This is a genomic window from Microcoleus sp. Pol10D4 (genome assembly GCF_036701555.1).
Lineage (GTDB): Bacteria > Cyanobacteriota > Cyanobacteriia > Cyanobacteriales > Microcoleaceae > Microcoleus.
Genome location: NZ_JAUBRA010000026.1, coordinates 1 through 21,375 on the forward strand (window position 1 = coordinate 1; position 21,375 = coordinate 21,375).

The 21,375-nt window shown below is 45.9% G+C and carries 24 protein-coding genes; 16 read left to right on the plus strand and 8 right to left on the minus strand.

The window, feature by feature from the left end; genetic code table 11:
* Positions 1–313 precede the first annotated feature (313 nt).
* The 7 genes from QUA36_RS14915 to QUA36_RS14945 all read left to right on the plus strand — a co-directional run bounded on the left by QUA36_RS14915 (position 314) and on the right by QUA36_RS14945 (position 4,364).
* A complete protein-coding gene (locus QUA36_RS14915) occupies positions 314–652 on the plus strand; it encodes an NADH-quinone oxidoreductase subunit K (RefSeq protein WP_333160895.1) in 339 nt (112 codons plus the stop codon).
* Complete coding sequence (locus QUA36_RS14920) at positions 649–2,082, plus strand: cation:proton antiporter (protein WP_333458231.1); 1,434 nt, start codon at positions 649–651, stop codon at positions 2,080–2,082. Before QUA36_RS14915 ends, QUA36_RS14920 begins: the two co-directional genes overlap by 4 nt.
* Positions 2,079–2,462 (plus strand): Na+/H+ antiporter subunit E, encoded by a 384-nt coding sequence (locus QUA36_RS14925; protein ID WP_333453532.1) that lies wholly within the window; start codon positions 2,079–2,081, stop codon positions 2,460–2,462. The genes QUA36_RS14920 and QUA36_RS14925 overlap by 4 nt, the downstream gene beginning before the upstream one ends.
* Before the next feature lie 145 nt (positions 2,463–2,607).
* On the plus strand, positions 2,608–2,838 hold the full coding sequence (locus tag QUA36_RS14930) for a hypothetical protein (protein ID WP_333160917.1): 231 nt from the start codon (positions 2,608–2,610) through the stop codon (positions 2,836–2,838).
* Positions 2,835–3,122: a monovalent cation/H(+) antiporter subunit G gene (locus QUA36_RS14935; protein WP_333453533.1), complete on the plus strand. Its 288-nt coding sequence runs from the start codon at positions 2,835–2,837 to the stop codon at positions 3,120–3,122. The genes QUA36_RS14930 and QUA36_RS14935 overlap by 4 nt, the downstream gene beginning before the upstream one ends.
* Positions 3,112–3,699 (plus strand): DUF4040 domain-containing protein, encoded by a 588-nt coding sequence (locus QUA36_RS14940; RefSeq protein WP_333453535.1) that lies wholly within the window; start codon positions 3,112–3,114, stop codon positions 3,697–3,699. The genes QUA36_RS14935 and QUA36_RS14940 overlap by 11 nt, the downstream gene beginning before the upstream one ends.
* Positions 3,699–4,364, plus strand: a complete 666-nt coding sequence (locus tag QUA36_RS14945; protein WP_333453537.1) for a Na(+)/H(+) antiporter subunit B — start codon at positions 3,699–3,701, stop codon at positions 4,362–4,364. Before QUA36_RS14940 ends, QUA36_RS14945 begins: the two co-directional genes overlap by 1 nt.
* Before the next feature lie 663 nt (positions 4,365–5,027).
* Here the strand turns inward: QUA36_RS14945 and QUA36_RS14950 are convergent.
* Together QUA36_RS14950 and QUA36_RS14955 are read right to left on the minus strand one after the other, a co-directional pair.
* Positions 5,028–5,360 (minus strand): transposase, encoded by a 333-nt coding sequence (locus QUA36_RS14950; protein WP_333458232.1) that lies wholly within the window; start codon positions 5,358–5,360, stop codon positions 5,028–5,030.
* Between the two features lie 261 nt (positions 5,361–5,621).
* On the minus strand, positions 5,622–6,839 hold the full coding sequence (locus tag QUA36_RS14955) for a hypothetical protein (protein WP_333458233.1): 1,218 nt from the start codon (positions 6,837–6,839) through the stop codon (positions 5,622–5,624).
* A gap of 843 nt (positions 6,840–7,682) precedes the next feature.
* Between QUA36_RS14955 and apcA the strand changes: the two genes are divergently transcribed.
* The 3 genes from apcA to QUA36_RS14970 all read left to right on the plus strand — a co-directional run bounded on the left by apcA (position 7,683) and on the right by QUA36_RS14970 (position 9,299).
* Entirely contained in the window at positions 7,683–8,168 is a 486-nt protein-coding gene (gene apcA, locus QUA36_RS14960; protein WP_106147035.1) for an allophycocyanin subunit alpha, read from the plus strand.
* Between the two features lie 176 nt (positions 8,169–8,344).
* A complete protein-coding gene (gene apcB, locus QUA36_RS14965; protein ID WP_006634930.1) occupies positions 8,345–8,830 on the plus strand; it encodes an allophycocyanin subunit beta in 486 nt (161 codons plus the stop codon).
* Positions 8,831–9,095: 265 nt separating this feature from the next.
* Positions 9,096–9,299: a phycobilisome linker polypeptide gene (locus QUA36_RS14970; RefSeq protein WP_006634929.1), complete on the plus strand. Its 204-nt coding sequence runs from the start codon at positions 9,096–9,098 to the stop codon at positions 9,297–9,299.
* 110 nt (positions 9,300–9,409) lie between these two features.
* Here QUA36_RS14970 and QUA36_RS14975 read toward each other — a convergent pair whose 3' ends face one another.
* The gene (locus QUA36_RS14975; protein ID WP_333458234.1) at positions 9,410–9,832 is read right to left on the minus strand and encodes an EamA family transporter; all 423 of its coding nucleotides are present in this window, start codon (positions 9,830–9,832) and stop codon (positions 9,410–9,412) included.
* Between the two features lie 36 nt (positions 9,833–9,868).
* Between QUA36_RS14975 and QUA36_RS14980 the strand changes: the two genes are divergently transcribed.
* Positions 9,869–11,089: an FtsW/RodA/SpoVE family cell cycle protein gene (locus QUA36_RS14980; protein ID WP_333458235.1), complete on the plus strand. Its 1,221-nt coding sequence runs from the start codon at positions 9,869–9,871 to the stop codon at positions 11,087–11,089.
* Between the two features lie 532 nt (positions 11,090–11,621).
* On the opposite strand, the gene QUA36_RS14985 is transcribed toward QUA36_RS14980, so the two are convergent.
* Positions 11,622–11,681, minus strand: a complete 60-nt coding sequence (locus tag QUA36_RS14985; protein WP_333458273.1) for a hypothetical protein — start codon at positions 11,679–11,681, stop codon at positions 11,622–11,624.
* Positions 11,682–11,784: 103 nt separating this feature from the next.
* On the opposite strand from QUA36_RS14985, the gene QUA36_RS14990 reads away from it, so the two are divergent.
* Together QUA36_RS14990 and QUA36_RS14995 are read left to right on the plus strand one after the other, a co-directional pair.
* Positions 11,785–12,909 carry a tetratricopeptide repeat protein gene (locus tag QUA36_RS14990; RefSeq protein ID WP_333458236.1) on the plus strand — a complete coding sequence of 375 codons (1,125 nt, stop codon included), beginning with the start codon at positions 11,785–11,787 and terminating at the stop codon, positions 12,907–12,909.
* Entirely contained in the window at positions 12,806–14,284 is a 1,479-nt protein-coding gene (locus QUA36_RS14995) for a CHAT domain-containing protein (protein ID WP_333458237.1), read from the plus strand. The genes QUA36_RS14990 and QUA36_RS14995 overlap by 104 nt, the downstream gene beginning before the upstream one ends.
* Before the next feature lie 18 nt (positions 14,285–14,302).
* On the opposite strand, the gene QUA36_RS15000 is transcribed toward QUA36_RS14995, so the two are convergent.
* Positions 14,303–14,956, minus strand: coding sequence for a Crp/Fnr family transcriptional regulator (locus tag QUA36_RS15000; protein WP_333458238.1), 654 nt, complete (start codon positions 14,954–14,956; stop codon positions 14,303–14,305).
* Between the two features lie 716 nt (positions 14,957–15,672).
* Between QUA36_RS15000 and hslO the strand changes: the two genes are divergently transcribed.
* The 3 genes from hslO (at position 15,673) to QUA36_RS15015 (ending at position 19,317) form a co-directional block, all read left to right on the plus strand.
* On the plus strand, positions 15,673–16,572 hold the full coding sequence (gene hslO / locus QUA36_RS15005; RefSeq protein WP_333139895.1) for an Hsp33 family molecular chaperone HslO: 900 nt from the start codon (positions 15,673–15,675) through the stop codon (positions 16,570–16,572).
* Between the two features lie 246 nt (positions 16,573–16,818).
* Complete coding sequence (locus QUA36_RS15010) at positions 16,819–18,897, plus strand: hypothetical protein (RefSeq protein ID WP_333458239.1); 2,079 nt, start codon at positions 16,819–16,821, stop codon at positions 18,895–18,897.
* A gap of 150 nt (positions 18,898–19,047) precedes the next feature.
* Positions 19,048–19,317 carry a hypothetical protein gene (locus tag QUA36_RS15015; protein ID WP_333458240.1) on the plus strand — a complete coding sequence of 90 codons (270 nt, stop codon included), beginning with the start codon at positions 19,048–19,050 and terminating at the stop codon, positions 19,315–19,317.
* Positions 19,318–19,544: 227 nt separating this feature from the next.
* Here QUA36_RS15015 and QUA36_RS15020 read toward each other — a convergent pair whose 3' ends face one another.
* The 3 genes from QUA36_RS15020 to QUA36_RS15030 all read right to left on the minus strand — a co-directional run bounded on the left by QUA36_RS15020 (position 19,545) and on the right by QUA36_RS15030 (position 21,280).
* Positions 19,545–20,018: a TspO/MBR family protein gene (locus QUA36_RS15020; protein ID WP_333458241.1), complete on the minus strand. Its 474-nt coding sequence runs from the start codon at positions 20,016–20,018 to the stop codon at positions 19,545–19,547.
* 465 nt (positions 20,019–20,483) lie between these two features.
* Positions 20,484–21,065: a hypothetical protein gene (locus tag QUA36_RS15025; protein WP_333160859.1), complete on the minus strand. Its 582-nt coding sequence runs from the start codon at positions 21,063–21,065 to the stop codon at positions 20,484–20,486.
* A gap of 41 nt (positions 21,066–21,106) precedes the next feature.
* Entirely contained in the window at positions 21,107–21,280 is a 174-nt protein-coding gene (locus QUA36_RS15030) for a hypothetical protein (protein WP_333458242.1), read from the minus strand.
* Positions 21,281–21,375: the final 95 nt, after the last annotated feature.

Here is a 21,375-nt window from a genome sequence, read left to right on the forward strand (position 1 = left end):
CTGGCACATCTCTTGATGAAATTATTCGTGCTTATTGTGCAGTCTAGTGTCTCATACTTATTTGAAATGACTATAACAGTTAACAGTTAACACTCAACCATCATTCAGTTTTTCGACTGACAGCCAACAACCAACAGCCAACAGTCAACAGTCAACAGCCAACAGTCAACAGCCAACAGTCAACAAACTCTTTCCCTTACCTAGACTGCGTTTCAAGTAGTTTAGGGGCTAGAAAATGTCTAAGTGCAATTAGAAATAATATACGCTAATTCAAATATAATAACAAAAACCCCTTATCCAACAGGCAATTTCCATGTTAGAAGCATTGGTATTGGCAACAGTATTTTGCGGATTTTTTGGTATCATCTTTAAAAAGAACCTGCTCATGAAAATCGTCTGTATGGATGTCATGAGTACAGGGGTTATCGCCTATTACGTGGTGGTGGCATCGCGAGAAGGCTTGCTGACACCAATTATTTCAAAGGGGAAAAATGTTGTCGCTTACGCCGATCCGGTTCCCCAAGCGGTGATCTTAACGGCGATCGTGATCGGCTTTTCAGTTCAGGCTTTAATGCTGGTCAGTGTGATGAAACTGGCACGAGATAATCCGACATTAGAAAGTAACGAAATCGAGATGAATAATACCCCATGAATACCCTGACGCTAACCTGGATAGGACTCCCGTTTTTTGTCGGGTTTAGTATTTATTTGATTCCGAAGCTTGACAAGTATCTCGCAATATTCGGAGCGATCGCATCTGCTGCTTTTGCATGCGAACTTTTTACGATTCCGTCAGCGGTGACGCTGAAGTTACTGGATAATTTCAGCGTGACTTTGCTAGTCGATAGCTTGAGTGGCTACTTTATCTTAACCAATGCCTTAGTCACGGCAGCGGTGATTATCTACTGTTGGCCCACAGAGAAGACGGCATTTTTTTATGCACAGATTCTGATGGTGCATGGCAGCCTGAATGCAGCCTTTGCCTCTACGGACTTTATCAGTTTATATGTGGCGTTAGAAGTCAGTGGCATTGCGGCGTTTCTCTTGATTGCCTATCCTCGCACCGATCGCTCGATTTGGGTAGCTTTGCGCTATCTATTTATTAGCAACACGGCAATGCTGTTTTATCTAGTCGGTGCCGTGCTTGTTTATAAGGCAAGTAATTCGTTTAGTTTTGCTGGCTTGGGTGCAGCGCCCCCAGAGGCGATCGCCCTGATATTTATGGGGCTCTTGGTTAAGGGAGGTGTGTTTGTATCGGGGTTATGGCTACCGTTAACTCACTCGGAATCAGAAACGCCAGTGTCGGCTTTGCTGTCAGGAATTGTAGTTAAAGCCGGGGTATATCCCCTCGTGCGGTGCGCGCTGATGGTGGAGGAGGTGGCACCTATCGTCCAGATTTTCGGAGTCGGGGCGGCGTTTATGGGCGTGTTCTATGGCATCTTTGAAAAGGATACCAAGCGGATGCTGGCGTTCAGCACGGTTTCGCAGTTAGGTTGGATTCTCGCAGCCCCGCAAGTGGCAGGCTTTTATGCCCTCGCCCACGGCTTGGTCAAATCGGCGCTATTCCTGATTGCGGGTTCTTTACCCAGCCGCGACTTTAAGGAATTGCGACAAAAGCAGATCAATACTAAGCTCTGGATTGCCTTAGTCGTGGCTAGCCTTTCGATCTCAGGCTTTCCTTTTTTGGTTGGCTTTGGGGCAAAGATGTTGACTTTGAAGAATTTGACACCCGCTTATGCGACAGCCATGAATGTGGCAGCAGTAGGAACTGCTATCCTATTTGCTAAATTCATCTTTCTGCCCCGTGGTGGAGAAGCAAAAAAATCAAAATCTGGTTTTTTGCCTGCGGTGTTGCTGTTGCTAGGTGGGCTGATTGCAGCCAATGCCTTTTATGTTGAGGCTTATACGCTGGAAAATATGCTTAAGGCGATCGCCGTCATCGGTGTTGGTTGGTTAGCCTATTTTCTAATTTTTCAACGCACGGCAATCAAACTGCCACGTATGCTTGAACAATTCGATCACTTGGTCGGTTTTATGAGCTTGATTTCGCTCCTACTATTCTGGATGGCATTACCAAAATGATTGGACAGCTAATATTAAGACTGACGATCTGGTTTCTACTTACTGCCGATTTTAGTTTGGAAAATATTGCGATCGGCATCATCATTGCTTTCCTGTTGCCGCGCAGCTACGCACCCCCGGAACCTTTGAGGGAATGGTTGGGGGTGTTCGGTAAAATATTGAGGGCGATTCCGATAGCTTATATAGAAGCTTTTGAACTCATCTTCCGCCCCCATAGACACGAAGATGTGATCATGGAAAAAGTGCCAAACCATCGATCGCCCTTGCTGATCTTCCTAGATGTCTTCGTGATCACTTTTACTCCTAAGACGATTGTTGTGAAATATCACGAAGAGGGTTTTTACGAAGTACACCGAGTGCAACGGACATCAAACACCTAGCTCAAGTTTCTTTCTGAATGATTTAACCGCTCTTGACGCCGAGTCAGAGAAGAGAAGAGAGAAATGAATAATTCCGATTTAGCTAAGTAAGAAAAATCAGGAGTCCACACAATTGAACAACTTGAACAACTTGATTTTAATTGCGATGATTCTGGCTCTGCTCATACCCATGTACGAGGTATGGAAAGATCATGATATCTGGCAAACAATGTTGGCGTTTGCCAGTATCTCGACGAAAACGGCAATCATCGCTCTCGTCATATCCGTCTGGCGCGATGATTGGATGATCGGTGTGGTGGCGGCGATTATCCTCAGTGTGGGTGAAGCTGGATTGATGTTGTTGGCACATATAATCAAACGTATCAGTGAACCATGATCGTAATAGATGTATTGAGCTATACCTGCATCGGTATAGGGATTTTTTTCTGGTTTTGGGGTACTTCTTTCCTACTTGGGAAGCGATCGGTTTTGTATAAACTGCACAGTCTTTCGGTAGCAGATACGCTTGGGTCAATGTTGATCGTCGTCGGATTGCTGCTGCAAATACCCAGTAAATGGCCCCTGCTGATTCTGGCGATCATTTGCTTAGCAACCTGGAACACAATGCTGGGATATGTGTTGGCCCATTGTTCCAAAACAGGGAGTAACTATGAACGATAATAGCTACATTTATGTCCTCGTCGCTCTGCTACCCTTAGCTGCTGGTATGGTGGTATTTCAGGTCAATCCATACCACGCATTGCTACTGCGGGGGGTATTGGGAGCGATCGCCGCCTTGGTGTATACAATTTTAGGCGCGGGGGATGTGGGCTTGACCGAAGCCTTGATGGGTACTCTACTCGCGATTACACTTTATGCAGTGACGGTGCGTTCATCCTTCGTGCTGCGTCTGGGTGTAATCGAAGAGGGGACAGGGGGCGATGCTATACCAAACGACAAAACCGCAGGTGATTTTAAGCAACTGATAGATGACATCCGCACAGTTTTTCAGAAACGCCATATGCGCCTGGAACTGGTTCCCTATGCGACTACACAGGCATTGCAGCGGGGGCTGAGGGAAAAAGAAGTTCATGCAGCTTGTGCGCCACAAAGCCAATTGGAACACAGCGGCGAAGCGCAACTTTATAACACCGCAACCAGAGTTCGGCGTGTCTACGACATCATGCAAACCGAACTTTCATCACCGGGGACAACCCTAACCTATGTAAATACACCAGACGCAGAGGACAAGCATTGATGAAGTGGGTTTACTTTTTATCAGGGATAGCGCTGTTTATCAAAATGCTGCTAATCGCCAATCCCACAATGGAGTTATCGCAGCAAAGTTCGATCGTCGAATTGGTTGTTCAAGATAGTGGAGTATCCAATGCGGTTTCCGGTATCATTTTTCGAAATCGGCTGTACGACACGATCTTTGAAGTCGTGGTATTTACGATCGCCATCTTGGGTGCAAGTTTCATGCTAGCCAATGAACAGCCGTCCTGCGCCATATATCAGTTTACCGATCAACCATCGATTATTTTGGCGCGATTGGGAGCGACGATTGCCGCGTTGGTGGGTATCGAACTAGCAATTCGCGGGCATTTAAGTCCAGGCGGTGGTTTTGCGGCGGGTGTAGCGGGGGGAACTGCGATCGGCTTGGTGGCGATTACCTCATCACCGCAGTGGATGCAAGAAATCTACCAGCGCTGGCACGCCGCGACTTGGGAGAAGGTTTCGGTACTTGTTTTCATTGTATTGTCGGTTATCACTCTGTCAGGATATGAGTTACCGCACGGAGAGTTAGGCACGCTTTTTAGCGGTGGCATTCTCCCCTTGCTCAATATCCTGGTTGCAGTCAAAGTCGCATTAGGATCGTGGGCGGTGCTGTTGGTGTTTATTCGCTATCGCGGATTGCTATGACAAATGTTCCGATCTCAAATCCAATGACATTGAAATTAATCATCTCTCTCAATCTCTGACTCTGTATCCTCTGTGTCCTCTGTTCTTTGCGGTTTAATCGAAACTTCCCCGCTTTGGGGCAGGGCTGTTTCATTCTAGAATTTTAGCACAGCTAAAATTCTGAATGAAAATATTAATGTCAGGCTCGAACCCTAAAAAATCAACTATAGCAATCCTTGCAGGAGTCGTAAACTTTTTACCCTACCCCAACCCTCCCCTTATCAAGGGGAGGGAGTAAGAAATTCACAAATGATTTAGGATTGCTATATCAATTTTATTGATAGTTGAATGAACCGTTTTTCTTACTTTTTAAATAATTGAAAAATTTATCTTTTTAATTGTGAGCAGATGATTGAGATAATATACAATTTTAACTGAGGAAAAATATCAGATTTTATAATTCATAGTTTAGTCACCTCTGCCCGATTATTAATGATGAAAAGCCAGCCTAAAAATCGGTAAAAATTACAGCACTTCCCTATGCTATGTGGTACAGTAACAACAATCAGTGAACAATTTTTTTCAATGGCTATAATTCATCAAATCGAGGGCAACTTCTATTATCCTATCAATCATTGCTGGGGTCTTGGGAGCAAAACTTCGCAAAAACGATTTAAGCTGTGATTACCACATTTCAATAGGATTAAAATCGGGAGAGTAGGGTGATAAACAAATAACACGCGCACCGACAGCTTCAATCATTAGTACAATTGAGGTGAGTTTAGGGGAAGATAAATTATCCATTACTACTACCGCTACCGGCGGCAATTGAAGGCATAAAAACTGGTCAATAAATAAACTAAATGCTGAACCATCTATTGAATCATCCATTGTTATTACTGCCCGAACTTTCTTCAGACTAATTGCGCCAATAACCGTGACTTTAGCCTCTGCATAAAATGGCTTGATTCCACCGACTCTTGTCCCTATCTGTGAGCGGGCATGAGTTCTAGCCAAACAAGTCCATCATCCCCGTTCCCAGAGAGAGATAAAAGGTTCTCGGTCTCGATATTTTTCATTTTTTCCCAATACTCAACTCTCAACTTTTGTACTCTGTCTGTTCCAGCTTGGCTACTACACCAGGTTTTTTTGATCCGCTCAATAATTCGGGGTGAATTGCTCAAAGATGCACCTCAAATGACGCACAATCGTTCCTAAGTGGGTAGTCCGCCCCGAATTATTGAGCGGATACAAATGTGCAACAGCTTACTCTGTTACTTACACAATTACGCCCTCTAATTCACCGAATTCGATTTGAGTTCCCAACGCCAAAGTCAGGGTACTTTCAGGTTCTACCATTTTTATATCACCTTGAATGTCGTTAGCCCACCAAGCGCGATCGGACACATTGGTCAATCCTAACGAAAGTTCGTCTCTCGATCGAGAAGTGACTATAGCTACAAGGCCGTTAGATGCTGCGGCTGTTAAACTCGGTATGTCAGAGGTGAATAATTGAGTTCCCGCACTCAGAGGGATAACTCGACTGCCTATTTTTAGATAAAATTGACCGCTGGTAAAAGAATTTACTGCGGGCTGATCTGATATAAAGGTAGGCGCCATATTTGTTGGTGTTGGGGCTGGCAAGTCAGAATTTCCTACTGTAATTGTACAGTTGCCGATTTTCTTTTGGTCGCCCGATCGCAAATAACTCACGGCCCCGCTATCAACATTCTCGCAAACAATTTGACCTGCTTCTAATTGAAATCGCATGGCCAAGGGCGAAACATTAGGAATGCAGATAATAGACAAATTTTCATCACTGCCAAAAGTCACTGGTTCCGAACCCAGAGTGAGAGTGCGATTTGCTCCCGTATCGTAACTAATGACCAGCCAAGCTTTGTTGAACAAAGTTTCAGCTACAACCAACATAATTCCAATCCAAAAACCGATCGCAGCACAGCCAGCTAAACGGCCTGCTGTACCGGATAGATTGTAAGCAAACAGAATAAACAAACAGCCGCCCAACACACCCCCAACACCGCCGCCTCCCATGCCGCGAAGCGCCCCCAAATTAGGAATCCGCTGTGCAAGTCCAAGTCCTAACAAACTGCCAGCTATTCCCCAGCAAATTACTCGCAATAATTCATTGTTTCCGTCGCCAATTCCGCTGTAAATACCTTCGGCGATTGCCCCAGAAATTGCTCCTGCTATTAAACCAAACAATCCGCCATTTTTTAAAGCTTGTTTAATTTGAGGCTTGCCTTTGATATAGTAATAATAGCCGAACATGATAGCAGTAGCAATGCCACCGCCTACCAATCCAAACCAGCGAGCTGTGGACAATACACTGTCAAAAAAAGCACTGTCAAAAAAAGATTCCGAACCAGGGAGTCGCTGCATGAAAGGTTCGGTGATTAGATTGCCGGCGAAACCGCCGACAGCACCGCTAATGCCAAACTGTAAAGCTTTTTTAAGGGCTGATAGATTTCTTTTCACGGCGCACCAGATTAAAAGTGAGAGTCAAATCTAGCTACAAGCTCGAAAGTCACGATTTCCGATGATCTGATATCTGGCACCATTATCAAGAACAGGCTTTCCGGCCTGTTCCACAAACACAAAGAGTGAGTTTTCTTGTGGGGAGTAGGGGTTGGCCCCAGAGCCCGCCCATCCAAAACTTATTGAGAATGCTGCAAGATGTGAGACGATCGCACATCTCCCCCTGTCTCCCTGCTGTCTCCCCCCATCTCCCGCTTCCCTCCCTCTCAGGGCCAAGCCTTTGAACCTCGCGCCCTCGCCCGTCACAACTCATGCAGCGAGGTCTAGATCGCCTGCAACCCTTGCTGCTAAATAATTTCAGATAGTTCTTTCCGGTGATATTTTAACTTCTCAGACCCAAGCGAGGGCCCAAATATGAAAAGGAATGTTACAAACTATTACAGTAACACTCAGAATGTGAACATAATGCCTCAAAATACTTGCGAGAGGTAGTTGTGTCAGAGAAGCAATATCCTTACTAACTGCCGGACAGTCACTCGATCGCCACTAAGTGGCCTGCTGCAATCTTGATCATAAATTAAAGATCGCATCAGTCATTTATGGTATTGTAAGCGACAGGCTTAGTGCGAGCACTCACAACCGCACCGGCGTGAAGAACCAGCGCCGTTAAGCACCGAAGGCAGTCACCCGCCAACAACTTCAACAGTTGCTGACTGTGGAAAGTCCAGCCTTCCCCGTCAAAGCTCCTGCCTGAGCAGGAAAGATACGGGACGCAAGCGCCCGCCTTCGCTAGCTCAGCGCAGAGCAGTTCATATAGCAAAATATCCAGCGGGTACACACAAGATGAGTATCGTCACCAAATCAATCGTCAACGCAGACGCCGAAGCTCGCTACTTGAGCCCAGGTGAATTAGATCGGATCAAAAGCTTCGTCACCTCTGGTGAACGCCGCGTCCGCATCGCCCAAATTTTGAGCGAATCCCGCGAACGCATCGTCAAGCAAGCAGGCGACCAACTTTTCCAAAAGCGCCCTGATGTTGTTTCTCCCGGCGGCAACGCTTACGGCGAAGAAATGACCGCAACTTGCTTGCGCGACATGGACTACTACCTGCGTTTGATTACCTACGGAATCGTAGCTGGCGACATTACTCCGATCGAAGAAATCGGTATTGTCGGCGTCCGCGAAATGTACAAATCTCTCGGCACCCCGATTGAAGCCGTGGCCGAAGGCATTCGCGCTATGAAAAATGCAGCAAGTTCGCTGCTGTCTGGAGAAGATGCTTCCGAAGCTTCCTCTTACTTCGACTACGTTATCGGTGCGATGCAGTAAGGAATTTCGATTTTAGGTTTTCGATTTTAGATTGAAAAATTGGGGGTTGCCGGCAACAAGCTAAAAGTTTTTGCAAATAACCAGCCAGTTAAAAATCTTCAATCCCAAATCCCAAATTCCAAATTCTAGCTCCAAAATTGGACTGACTCAGCCACTTTCTAGGAAACAAGACAACCATGCAAGACGCAATTACCGCCGTTATCAATTCCTCTGACGTTCAAGGTAAGTACCTCGACATCAGCGCTCTAGACAAGCTCAAGAACTACTTCGCTTCTGGCGAACTGCGCGTCCGCGCCGCTACAGCCATCAGCGCCAATGCAGCCACAATCGTCAAAGAAGCAGTTGCTAAGTCTCTGTTGTACTCTGACGTAACTCGTCCCGGCGGCAATATGTACACCACTCGTCGTTATGCAGCTTGCATCCGCGACTTGGACTACTACCTCCGCTACGCCACCTACGCTATGTTGGCTGGCGACCCTTCCATCCTCGATGAGCGCGTGCTCAACGGTTTGAAAGAAACCTACAACTCCTTGGGCGTGCCCATCGGTTCTACCGTACAAGCAATCCAAGCAATGAAAGAAGTCACCGCTGGTTTGGTCGGTTCTGACGCTGGTAAAGAAATGGGCGTCTATTTCGACTACATCTGCTCTGGCTTGAGCTAAGACTCAGGAAGAAGGAAGAAGGAAGAAGGAAGAAAGAAGAAGAAATAACATTTATTTCTTGCCTCTTTTAACTTTTAACTTTGGACTTGTTACCTTTGCCTTTGAAAAGAGGTCAGGGAAGTTGAGAGTGATTGCTAGACCGTCAAAGGCTTGTCGAGAAAGCCCGACGAGTTTTAACGAGCTAGTTTTGACTCCTAACTCCCTGCCTTCAATCTTTAAAAAATCCATCTAATAATCTGTAAACCTACTCAGGAGTTCATTTCCCATGAGAATGTTTAAGGTGACTGCTTGCGTCCCAAGTCAAACCCGCATCCGCACTCAGCGCGAATTGCAAAATACCTATTTTACTAAGCTCGTTCCTTACGACAACTGGTTCCGGGAACAGCAAAGAATTATGAAAATGGGCGGCAGAATTATTAAAGTGCAACTGGCTACCGGTAAGCCCGGAGCTAATACAGGTCTACTTTAAGAGCCGAAGCTGGATTAGTAGAGGGGTAAGAGGTCGCGATGACCTCTTTTTTGTTGTTATAGCAGAAGAAAGAACCTCCAGCGTTGTTAATTTAATCATTGATCAATATTTCAATAAGCAGAAAGTATAACTGCGATTATCGCTAACAAAACAGCAAGCATTTGTGGTAATGTAGTAGCCTCTTTCAAGAATAAAGACGATAATAATATAGTAATCAGCGGGTAGATAGACGTAACACTCACTACATTGGCAACTTCACCTTTGGCAAGGGCTATAAAAAATACTAATGATGCCACCGTGCCACAAACGCCCACTAACATCGCAAACAAAATCCCCCTAACATCTCCCTCAAAACTAAAATTATTAGTGTGGAAAATAATAAATAAAGTAGTTAAAATAGCGCCAACTGCTTCATAAACAAAAGCAGTTTTGTAGTCAATATATTTAGTCGCTAAATTGCCAAAAAATCCCCACAAACCATATAACAGCGAGCAGATTAATGCGTAAATTAACCAATCTGGTATTTTAGCCATCTTTGTTAGAGTTTATTGAGATCATTCTAAAATCCTATGGCTAATGACATTCGACGCTTGATTCCTTTTTTTGACCCCAGCGCGTCTCAATGGGCCGCTGAGGCTCGGTGGCTGAGGTGGCTGACTTTTCTCTGGCTGTTTGTCGGGCTGACAGCATTGTTTTCGGCTTCCTATCCCATTGCAAATTATGAATTTGGAGACGGCCTTTATTATTTTAAACGACAGCTCATCGCAGTGGCGATCGGGCTGGCCGGCTTTAACTTGATGGTATACTCCCCACTGCGCTACATCATGAAAACATCTCAGTTAGGCGTTTTATTGCTGCTGGGATTGCTCTGGTTGACCTTAGTTCCGGGAGTGGGAACCACAATCAACGGGGCGACTCGCTGGATATCTCTGGGCCCGGTTCCGATTATTCAACCTTCTGAATTGATCAAGCCGTTTTTTGTTCTCCAAAGCGCCCGCATTTTCGGCAACTGGTCTCGGTTGACGAATAAAGTTCGCTTAACTTGGCTGTTAATTTTCGGTGCGATGCTTTTGGGAATTTTGTTGCAGCCCAATTTAAGTACCACAGCTTTGTGCGGGATGACTTTGTGGTTGGTGGCTTTGGCGGCGGGATTACCTTACTTGCAGTTGGGCGCCACGGCTATGGGGGGAATGCTTTTGGCGGTTTTAAGTATTAGTTTGAGGGAATATCAGCGCCGCCGGATTATGTCTTTTCTCAATCCTTGGGCTGATCCGATGCAAGACGGCTATCAGTTGATTCAAAGTCTGCTGGCTGTCGGTTCAGGGGGCATTTGGGGTGTGGGTTTGGGGATGTCGCAGCAAAAGTTATTTTATTTGCCGATTCAGTACAGTGATTTTATTTTTGCTGTGTTTGCTGAGGAGTTTGGTTTGGTGGGAGGTTTCTCGCTATTGCTGATGTTAGCGGCCTACTCTACTGTGGCTTTGAGGGTAGCGATGAAGGCTCGAAATATTGAGAGTCAGTTGGTGGCGATTGGGGTGATGGTGGTGATGGTGGGACAGTCGCTGCTGAATATTGGGGTGGCGACGGGGGTTTTGCCGACTACGGGTTTGCCACTGCCGTTTTTTAGTTACGGGGGCTCTTCGATGTTGGCGAGTTTGTTGTTGTCGGGGTTGCTGATTCGGGTGGCGAGGGAGAGTTCTGAGGCTGATGTGGTTTCTTTAAACGGCCTCCGTGGAAAGCCGGGAAAGCCGAAGTTACGATCGAACAACGGCACTACACAAACGGAATAATTTGTCAATAGCAAACAAACCCGGTTTTTGGAAAAAATCGGGTTAGTTTATTACCTAAAAACTACTGGCAGAATACCAATTTATAGGAACCGGTATTGTAGGGAAGAACACTGATTTTGAGAAAAAAAGAAGTCGGCGATATTAAGGCAATTCGAGATTTATATCGTCACAGATGAATGTCGATCGACTATTTCCGCCCGTCACCCTTATTTGGCGGTTCTTCTTGTTGTTCTTGAGGTTGAGCTGTGATGTTAGCTAATTCTTTTTTGTCTGGTTGCGGTGTTTCTGGAGTTGAGTTAGCCATTGAGTTTTTTCCTAAATAGATGCACCGCTTAATGATATCTTTTCCGGCTACAAATGTGTTGCTGTAGAGAGGGGGAGGAAAATCAAGACAGACAATTCTGATGCAATTCGATTTGGGCTTTAATATTAGATAGCATTATGTAGATGCAAATGGCTGTCGCTTGCTATACTGCTGGAGGGTTGCAACCAAACAAATCGGAGGTGGATGCAAAAACACCTTTGTTAAGAATTAAATGCCGAGATCGCTATCTCGAACGATTAACCCTTGCTGCTGCAATTTTCCCAGCATTCGCGTTACTGTTACCAGAAAGAATTGGTTTAAAGCCGGAACTGCGATCGCGAGAAATTTAAAAAAGACTATTCATTACTCCAATCCTCTTCCTTCCAGGTAGATGTCGCTATCTTGCGGTCAACAGTCAACAGTCAACAGTCAGCAGCCAACTGAACCGCATCGTGCAAATCGCATTAGCAATATCTTGATGTGTCAAGCGGATATTCAAACCAGAGGCCTGTCAAAAGTTATGAAACTGCAAAAAATTGGATTGTCGGCACTGATCTCAATCTTAGCGGCGCTGACTGTAGGTGAGTTTCGATTTATCCCTAATTCTCAATTTAAAATCATCAATTCTCAGGCCTTGGCTCAAACCCAAGCTCAGCGGAAAGCCGAAGCAGACCAACTGTTCAATCAAGGGTTTCAGCAGTATCAGATTAGTCAATTTCAAGCCGCTTTACAGTCTTGGCAACAGGCACTAATAATTTATAGGGAACTAAAAGACCGCCAAAGCGAGGGGGCCGCTTTGGGAAGTCTGGGAAATGCTTACCTTTCCCTCGGCGACTACGCCAAAGCGATTGAGTACGAACAGCAGTGGTTGGCGATCGCCCGAGAAATTAAAGACCGCCAAAGCGAGGGGAAAGCTTTGGGAAATCTGGGACTTGCTTACTATTCCCTCGGCGACTACGCCAAAGCGATAGAGTACACTCAGCAGTGGTTGGCGATCGCCCGAGAAATTAAAGACAGCCAAAGCGAGGGGAAAGCTTTGGGAAATCTGGGAATTGCTTACTATTCCCTCGGCGACTACGCCAAAGCGATTGAGTACGCTCAGCAGTATTTGGCGATCGCCCGAGAAATTAAAGACAGCCAAAGCGAGGGGGCCGCTTTGGGAAGTCTGGGAAATGCTTACTATTCCCTCGGCGACTACGCCAAAGCGATTGAGTACGAACAGCAGTGGTTGGCGATCGCCCGCGAAATTAAAGACCGCCAAAGCGAGGGGAGAGCTTTGAGAAGTCTGGGAATTGCTTACTCTGAACTCGGCGACTACGCCAAAGCGATTGAGTACGAACAGCAGTCGTTGGCGATCGCCCGCGAAATTAAAGACCGCCCAAGCGAGGAGATAGCTTTGGGAAATCTGGGACTTGCTCTTTACAAATCGGGCAATCTCCCAGCAGCCGAGACAACGCTACTTGATAGTATTAAAAGTCTCAGAATCTCTCCGTGCTGGATTAGACGATGCCAATAAAGTGTCAATCTTTGAAACCCAAACTAACCCCTACGTCATTTTACAAAAAGTCTTCATTGCTCAGAAAAAAACTAATGAGGCTTTAGAAATTGCCGAACGGGGTAGAGCCAGAGCTTTTGTGGAGTTATTGGCATCTCGCCAAGCCCCATCTGCATCTGCCCAAACTACTATCAACCCCCCCAATATCCAGCAAATTCAACAAATTGCTAAAGAGCAAAACGCTACCCTTGTCGAGTATTCAACTATTTGGAATGAAGCCCTTTATATTTGGGTCATCAAGCCGACTGGTGAAATTACCTTTCGCTCCGTTGACCTCAAATCTCTTAACATCAATCTACGCGAAGCCACCGAACAGACAAGAGTATCTGCTGCTCTGGGGACGAGAGGATTAAATGAGCAACATACCGCCTTAGCTGAGATGATTCGCGGCACTCGCGATGCTCTGGGTGTATCGGCGGGGGACACTGCCAATAAACAAACAGCTAATCCCCCTGCTTCTACCACTGCTAATTCTCGGATAATCTACCCCAAATTACAGCAAAGTTATCAACTACTGATTCAACCAATTGCCGATCTTTTACCTACTGACCCGAATGCTCCTATCATCTTCATTCCCCATCAATCCCTGTTTTTAGTTCCCTTTGTCGCCTTACAAGATCCGACAGGTCAATATCTGATTGAAAAACATACCATCCTCACCGCTCCCGCCATTCAATTTTTACAGTTCACCCACCGATCGCGGCAAAAAGTCCGACAACTTTCTCTCCAGAATAACTTAGTTGTCGGCAATCCAACCATGCCCAAAATTGGCAACCCGCCGCAGCAATTGGCTGCCTTACCAGGAAGCGAACAAGAAGCAATTATAATTGCCAAACTTCTGAATACTAAAGCAATTACAGGCTCTCAAGCCACTAAAGCATCAATTGTTCAACAGATGCTAAAAGCCCGGATTATTCATCTGGCAACTCACGGATTACTCAATGAAATGAAGAGGCGAGATTTACCGGGAGCGATCGCCCTTGCGCCATCAGGAAATGATGATGGATTGCTGACTTCGAGCGAAATCTTGGATTTAAAATTAAATGCTGAATTAGTGGTATTAAGTGCTTGCAATACTGGCAGAGGAAAACTCACAGGTGATGGTGTGCTTGGATTATCTCGTGCTTTAATTAGTGCTGGTGTTTCCAGTATTATCGTTTCTCTGTGGTTAGTTCCCGATGAGCCGACAGCGGAATTAATGGCAGAATTCTATCGCCAATTACAGAAAAAGCCGAATAAAGCTCAAGCTTTGCGGCAAGCGATGCTGATGACAATGAAGATGCACCCAATTCCGCAAGATTGGGCGGCGTTTACGCTGATTGGCGAAGCAGAATAAGATTTTTTTCTGCGCTTGCTACATTGCTTGAGGGTTGCAGCCAAACAAATCGGAGGTGGAGGCAAAAACATCTTTGTTAAGTATTAAATGCCGATCGCCATCTCGACTGATTAACCCTTGCTGCTGCAATTTTCCCAGCATTCGAGTTACTGTTACCCGCGTCGTGCAAATCGCATTAGCAATATCTTGATGTGTCAAGCGGATATTCAAACGAGTTCCCTCAACCACAGGCTGACCGAATTCCTGTTGCAATAATAGCAGTAGCTGATACAAACGGTCATCTACTCGCCGCTGCCCGGCGATCGCTAAAATTGCTTCCATTTGCCGCAGCCGCCGTACCATTTGAGGCAGCAACTCGTGAGCCAATTGAGGAGAAGCTTCGATTTCCACCATAGAATACCACATCAAATAAATATCTGATGTCGCCGTAGCTCGGTAAGTCTGCAAGCTTGTCAACCACAAACCGAAGCACATCGAAGGCCCAACCCAACCCAAAAGTCCTTCTTCCCCGGTTGGATAAAGCGTACTCAGTTGTGCTAAACCTTGACAGACTCGCCAAAGGCCTTGCGGCATCATAGGAATGGTTTCGCCCTTGGCATAAAAATGCAAGTTTCGAGTCGCTCCTGTGTTATGCTGGATTTCCGCTAAAAGTGCTTTGGATGTTGGTGGCATATCCGTTATTTCCAGCTAAAAAACATTGGTCTGAGACTTACGCCTCTCACTCTAGCCGGCCAAGGTAAAGGTTTGGTAATCGTATGGTTAGCGCTAAGATAAGCTTTAGTCATTGGTCATTGGTCATTAGTCATTCGTCATTAGTTATTAGTCATTAGTCATTAGTCATTAGTCATTAGTTTAGGACTTAGGCATCGGTAGCCATAAACGGTTTTTTTTAGATTAAATACAAGGGATTAAAAGCCTCTAGATCGGTTGAAAAACCCGGTTTATTTCTTCGGAGTGCGTTCAGGACTATAGTTATTAGTTAGTTATTAGTGGTTAAGCTGTTGAGCATTTAAATAGGATTTCAACCAACAATCTAAGTCTTGTGGGGAGTAGGGGTTGGGCCGTCTAGCCCGCCCTGAATATGCAATTTAAATGCGTGACAGCTTATTTGTTAGTTGTTATAAAATGACTGAGAACACGGTGGATTGTGAAAAATAAATGTACTCGTTATTCCGGGCATCTTAAATAAATATTTAAGTGGAAGAATTAATCAGAATATTTGTTAATAAAGAGTCGGTAAATCAAGGTTTTACAGAAAACAGAGGCGAGTTCTGAAGTTCGATCGCACTTCCAGGCCCGCTGAGTCAAGTGCTGCTCTCTGCTGCCACAACCTTCAAGAACTTATAAAATAGTTCAAGAAGGTATCAAAAGACAAAGTAAGGTTTTTCATGGCCGATCAATTAATTCGCGCTACAGCCGCAGAGGGCGGAATTCGCGCTGTAGCGGTTATTTCCACCCGCCTCACCGAAGAAGCAAGACAGCGGCACAAGCTCTCCTATGTGGCTACAGCGGCCCTTGGGCGCACGATGTCTGCGGGGCTGTTACTCGCCTCCAGCATGAAGCGGCCCGAATCGAGAGTCAACATTCGCATCAAAGGAGATGGGCCTCTGGGCGGGCTTCTGATTGATGCGGGACTCGATGGAACAGTTCGAGGTTATGTGGACAATCCCGAAGTGGAATTGCCGCCGAATGCTAAAGGCAAACTCGATGTCGGCGGGGCAATAGGTGACGGTTATTTGTACGTGGTGCGGGACGTTGGATACGGCTTCCCTTATTCAAGTACGGTAGAATTGGTTTCCGGCGAAATTGGCGACGATCTGACTCACTATTTGGCAACCTCGGAGCAAACGCCTTCGGCTCTGGTTTTGGGGGTGTTTGTGGGGGCGGGCGGGGTAGAAGCGTCTGGGGGTGTGCTGTTGCAGGTTCTGCCGAAGGCGGCAACCGACGAAAAATTGGTGCAAACTTTAGAATCTAGAGTTGCTCAATTGTCGGGCTTTACGCCGCTGCTGCGATCGGGCAAAACCCTGCACCAGATTCTCGAAGAGTTACTGGGAGATATGGGGCTGGAAATTTTCCCGGAAACTCAGATGGTGCGCTTTGACTGTGGCTGTTCGTTCGATCGAGTTTTGGGAGCTTTGAAAATGTTGGGCGAAGCCGAACTCCAAGACATGATTGAAAAAGATGGGGGGGCTGAGGCTACGTGCCATTTCTGCAACGAGGTTTACAAAGCTAATAGCGACCAGCTTGCGGAACTGATCGGCGATTTGCGATCAAACTCCGGTTCTTGAGACGATAATGTGTAATTGGCTCTATTGAGTGCGAGTTAGGGATGACGGCCTTGACCAATTGCCAATTACGCATTATCAATTACCTAATCACAAAATTTTGATTTTGGCGGTTTGGCGATCGGCTCTTGCAGTCTAGGGCCGACGGGAGTATGTAAAAGTGATGAATACATTTTATAGAGCAGTCAATAGCAGCGATCGCTGTTTTGAAATAATTAAGACAGGCTGGTTGCTGTTTGTGGTGAGGATATGAGTCAAGATCGCAAAACACCAGGCCGTTGGTCTGCATCAGAATCCTTGGAGTCAACAAAGGATACTTCGTCGCTGGTGCGCTTACCAGCAAGGAAAAACCGGGCTGAACGACTTAAAGAGCTCCGAGAGTTGGTTACTTCGGGAAAACTGCCGGGAGGGCATCTGGAACTACCGCCGAATTTGTCTGGGGAAAACTTGCAGCCGCCGGAGGGACACAATCCGTTTTGGCGGAACTGGTCGAATAAGTGGCAGTTTTGGCTGGCGCTGAGTTTGATGCTATCGGTGGGTATGGGGTTTGTGGCAATTGCGTCTTTACTCAACCTGACCTCGCAGTCCAATTGCTCAAAGATTTTTTGGCCGACGGCTTCTGCTAACGATCGCTTTTTTTGTGCTCAAGAAGCAGCAAGCAAGCGGACGGCAGAGGATTTGCTCAGGGCGATCGAATTAGTGAATGCTTTGCCACAAGACCATCCGCTGCGGCCGAGAATTAACACTCAAATCGATCGGTGGTCACAGGATATTGTCAGGCTGGGAAATGTTAGTTTCCAAGAAGGAAAGCTGGAGGAGGCGATTGCAATCGCTCGCAAGGTTCCTAAAAACGTTCCTGCTTACCCGACGGTGGAAAAGCAGATTGAAAAGTGGCAGTCGATATGGAGCGATGCAGAGAAAATTTACCGCACTGCTGAAGACCACTTGCGTCAGGAAGATTGGCCGCAGGCTTTCCGCCAAGCTACTCTGCTTTTGGATTTGGGAAATACTTTCTGGGAATCGGCTAAGTACGAGGAATTGACTAAGCTAATTCAGACGACTCGGGCTGAGGGCAATAAGTTGGTAAAAGCCCGGAATACAGCCTCGGAGGGAGGTCTCGAAAATCTGATGGCGGGGATTAAGCTGGCTCAGGGAATAGGTCAAAACAGTTATTTGTATCAAGCTGCCAATAAGGCGATCGCGGAATTTAGCAAGAAAATTATGGAGATCGCCCAAAAACGATTGCAGGCAGGGGATTGGCAGGAGGCGATGGCGATCGCTAACAAGATTCCAGAGTCGGCAAATTTAATGGAACAAGTACAGGATTTTAATGAGTTGGCGAATGCTACTTCTCAGGCTTCTACTGGCTCTGTTGAGGGTTTCTCCAAGGCGATAGAGGTTGCTCAAAAGTTGAAGTCCGGCCGCCCTTTATACAAACAAGCTCAAGATTTAGTCGGTCGCTGGCAGCAAGAAATGGCTGATGTCAAAGTTTTGGATATGGCAAGCAGGCTGGCGGCGCCTGGTGGGGTAAATGATTTGAGGGCTGCGATCGCGCAATTGCAAACAGTCCCGGAATCAAATCCCCGCGCTTCGGAAGTTCGCCGTCAAATTAGCACCTTGAGCCGTCAAATCGAGCTGCTGGAAGACAGTCCGTATTTGCAAAGAGCGAACGATTTGGCGAATATGGGCGATCCGAATGCTCTGGAAGCCGCAGTTGCTCAAGCTTCTCGGATCGGTAGAGGTAGGGCGCTTTACGTGGAAGCTCAAGCCAAAATTCAAGCTTGGATCGAGAGGAGACAGCGGCTTGTTGACCAGCCGTTTTTGGATAGAGCTCAGCAGCTAGCGGCGGGCGGCAATTTGGCGGGGGCAATTGAGATGGCCCGCCGGATTCGATCGGGACGGGTGCTTTATGATGAAGCTCGATCGAACATTCGGACTTGGGAGGCTCAATTTCAGGGCGAGCAAGGTTTGCAGAACGCCCGTCAGACCGCCCGAGCCGGGACAGCGGATGCTCTGCAAACGGCTATTGCGCTGGCAAGTCAGGTTCCCGAGTCGAGTTCGCTCCGGTGGCAGGCGAGTGAGGCGATTGATGAGTGGAGCCAGCGGATTTTGGCGCTTGGTGTGGAAGAGTCGTCGTCGGATCTGGCTGGGGCGATCGCGACTTTGAAAAAAATTCCTTCGGGTACTCGGGCTTTTGAGCAAGCTCGATCGCAAATCAAAGTTTGGGAGGAGTCGCTGAATCCTCCCGATGCTGAATCTCCCGATGCTGAATCTCCCCCTCCTGAACCGCCGGAAATTGAGCCTCCGACCAGCTCTGGCAGTCGCTAGGTTTGAGGGTGAGAAGCTGCTACGTAATATCTTTACTTATCTGTACAAGAAAGCGTTAATTTGTACAGATTTTTTTTCGGTTTTAGTCTTTATTAAAAATGAATATCATAATTGTGGTATGTTTAAGAAATAACTATTTTGAGAAACCAGATGGGTACTTTATTTAGCCAGAAAGAGCGAAATTACTGCACAGTAGAAGATTCACATCTGGATGCTTTTATTGCAGTGATAGTAAAATTATCCAAGAAGCATGGCATTAGTGTCGCAGAAGTTATAGCTGCAAAGGAAGTGCTTGAAAGTGAACGAAAGAATGATCTTTATGTAAGGAATGGCGATGCTTTTGATGAACAGATGGCTGGCTTTGGTGAACTACTGCAACAACTCATTTCCGCGATAGAAAATTTGCAGTCTGATACATAAAACTATTGTGATAAATTCAAGGTAGAAAGAAAGGGTTAAAGTTTATGGCAGTCGATCTGGTTTGAGATAGTTGATCGTTAATTAATTGCCAATTTTCTAAAAACAGAAGACCCAGCTCCCGGACTTATTAAAGAAGCCGGGGATCTAACAGCGAGCACATTTTAGGTTTAAAAGGTGCTTTTTTTCTATGCTTGCAATCCCATTAAAATGACTAATTCCATGAGAGGCTAAACATCCGCCGGATTCAGGTGCATCATTACCCAAGTGGTGTAAGTGCCGATCGGACTCCAAAGTATGTAAGGCAGCAATAAAAGGGCGGCCGGCTCCGAAACTGGCAACACAGTTAAAGCTAGGATTACGCTTAAAATAGCGCCCGTCCCGCCGATTATTGTGCCGACTTTTAGACTCCTAACTTTGCACATAACCGAGGTGTAAGACATGGTTACTATTTCTAAAAGCAGGTACAAAGCCATTCTCAGCCAAGTCTCCTGAGTTCCAGGTTCTTTTTCCCAAACAATCACTGCTGACCAAGCTGCACAAATAAAAATTACTGTCCAAATTAGGGGAATGGCTTTTTCAAATACTAGCCATCTTGGACGCTGCAAGCGGTTGAACCATTGGATGTCGCTGGGCGGGATTAAGTTAGCTGCTAGTGCTACTATCAAGGCGACGCCTCCAATTACCATCCAGGATTTAATCATTTTTTTACCTTGGGCGAGGTTGACAGGTTCAATTCTGCAGATATTATCTCTAATTTGGGCGATCGCGCCATCTGTCCCCAGTTATATTAGGTTGGGCTGATTCGCGAAGCCCAACATCAGTTGAAAAGTAATTTAGGCTTCTGGGAAACGTTAATTTATTCTCTTCAGTTCCCCTTCATAATATAAAAAATGTGACCGAAAGCATCCAGGATACAATCCCCCGGATTCATCCGTCCAGAAATAAAAAACCTGTATCCGATGAAACTTGCCCCCCAGTTTATCTGTGGGGTCAATGCTTCAATTCTAAAATCTAAAATCTAAAATCTAAAATCTAAAATCTAAAATCTAAAATCGATTGACTCTTGCTCCCTCCCCTTGACAAGGGGAGGGTTCGGGTGGGCTTTTCAGTAAATTTGACCAGTAAATTTGACAAAAAGTCTCTTAGTCTTTCAAAAAAATCGGCGACTAGCCGAGCCGATGATGCTGTTCTAATTCTAAACTAGAATCATCTTCTTTTTTTGGAACCAAAAGCGTATTTTCGCTGCTCGGTTGCAACACGGCTTTAATCACTTGGAGAAAACGGTTAGGCTTTTTACTTTGACCGTTGAGAGTGCGACGGTCTTTCACTTTTTGAGAAAGGTGCCGCATCACAGATAGATCCAGTTCATCTATGAAATGGTCTGCTATGCGTTCTCCCATTAAATCTATAGCTTCAGCATACTGATCTGTCAGCGTTTCTATGGCATCGTATGCTTCGTCAGCAACTTGACTTGCTACTGTTTTATTTTGGTCGCCTGATGTCTGGGAATGGCTGCGGCGCCGGTCTAAAAGACTTTGGTAGTCAGCAATGCTCATTCCCAAATTGTAAAGATGGTGGTGAGCATGATCCATCAAATCTACTTCACTGGGATAGAAGAAACCACGAGTGCTGTTGATGCCATGCAATTTTGCCCAACGCCGCAGAGTTGTCTCATCTTGCAGTTGGTATCGCTCCAACATTTGAGCTGTGTTCAGCTCTACTTCTGGCGTAACTTTGAAATCGCTCATCGGTAAATCCTCGGTGGTGAGTAAATAAATAAAATTGAAACTTAGAATCTGTGATTTGCGTACAGTCTGAAAATGATGATCAATCCTTTGACGGCATTGAGGGAAGTCTTGCGGGCATTTGCTAGCCGTCGATCGTGCGATCGTGCGATCGAGTCAGAGGATTTCAGGGTAGGGTAATTTTGGGCTTTGTCTCGATCGCATCCGGGAGCAAGCACACTGGGTTAATAATATAGCTGATTTAGTGTTTTAACAATCGTTAAAAATAGTAAAGTTTGATTTTTGGGGTTGAATTATTAGTAAGGTTGAGCTA

Excerpts from the sequence above, each read along its gene's own strand:
- QUA36_RS14990 (WP_333458236.1), top strand. The coding sequence starts at position 11,785 with ATGTCGCTATCTTGCGGTCAACAGTCAACAGTCAACAGTCAGCAGCCA.
- QUA36_RS14935 (WP_333453533.1), top strand. The coding sequence starts at position 2,835 with ATGATCGTAATAGATGTATTGAGCTATACCTGCATCGGTATAGGGATT.
- apcB (WP_006634930.1), top strand. The coding sequence starts at position 8,345 with ATGCAAGACGCAATTACCGCCGTTATCAATTCCTCTGACGTTCAAGGT.
- QUA36_RS14930 (WP_333160917.1), top strand. The coding sequence starts at position 2,608 with ATGATTCTGGCTCTGCTCATACCCATGTACGAGGTATGGAAAGATCAT.
- QUA36_RS14945 (WP_333453537.1), top strand. The coding sequence starts at position 3,699 with ATGAAGTGGGTTTACTTTTTATCAGGGATAGCGCTGTTTATCAAAATG.
- QUA36_RS15025 (WP_333160859.1), bottom strand. The coding sequence starts at position 21,065 with ATGAGCGATTTCAAAGTTACGCCAGAAGTAGAGCTGAACACAGCTCAA.
- QUA36_RS14975 (WP_333458234.1), bottom strand. The coding sequence starts at position 9,832 with ATGGCTAAAATACCAGATTGGTTAATTTACGCATTAATCTGCTCGCTG.
- QUA36_RS14980 (WP_333458235.1), top strand. The coding sequence starts at position 9,869 with ATGGCTAATGACATTCGACGCTTGATTCCTTTTTTTGACCCCAGCGCG.
- QUA36_RS14940 (WP_333453535.1), top strand. The coding sequence starts at position 3,112 with ATGAACGATAATAGCTACATTTATGTCCTCGTCGCTCTGCTACCCTTA.
- hslO (WP_333139895.1), top strand. The coding sequence starts at position 15,673 with ATGGCCGATCAATTAATTCGCGCTACAGCCGCAGAGGGCGGAATTCGC.
- apcA (WP_106147035.1), top strand. The coding sequence starts at position 7,683 with ATGAGTATCGTCACCAAATCAATCGTCAACGCAGACGCCGAAGCTCGC.
- QUA36_RS15010 (WP_333458239.1), top strand. The coding sequence starts at position 16,819 with ATGAGTCAAGATCGCAAAACACCAGGCCGTTGGTCTGCATCAGAATCC.
- QUA36_RS15015 (WP_333458240.1), top strand. The coding sequence starts at position 19,048 with ATGGGTACTTTATTTAGCCAGAAAGAGCGAAATTACTGCACAGTAGAA.
- QUA36_RS15020 (WP_333458241.1), bottom strand. The coding sequence starts at position 20,018 with ATGATTAAATCCTGGATGGTAATTGGAGGCGTCGCCTTGATAGTAGCA.
- QUA36_RS14920 (WP_333458231.1), top strand. The coding sequence starts at position 649 with ATGAATACCCTGACGCTAACCTGGATAGGACTCCCGTTTTTTGTCGGG.
- QUA36_RS14925 (WP_333453532.1), top strand. The coding sequence starts at position 2,079 with ATGATTGGACAGCTAATATTAAGACTGACGATCTGGTTTCTACTTACT.
- QUA36_RS14915 (WP_333160895.1), top strand. The coding sequence starts at position 314 with ATGTTAGAAGCATTGGTATTGGCAACAGTATTTTGCGGATTTTTTGGT.
- QUA36_RS15000 (WP_333458238.1), bottom strand. The coding sequence starts at position 14,956 with ATGCCACCAACATCCAAAGCACTTTTAGCGGAAATCCAGCATAACACA.
- QUA36_RS14970 (WP_006634929.1), top strand. The coding sequence starts at position 9,096 with ATGAGAATGTTTAAGGTGACTGCTTGCGTCCCAAGTCAAACCCGCATC.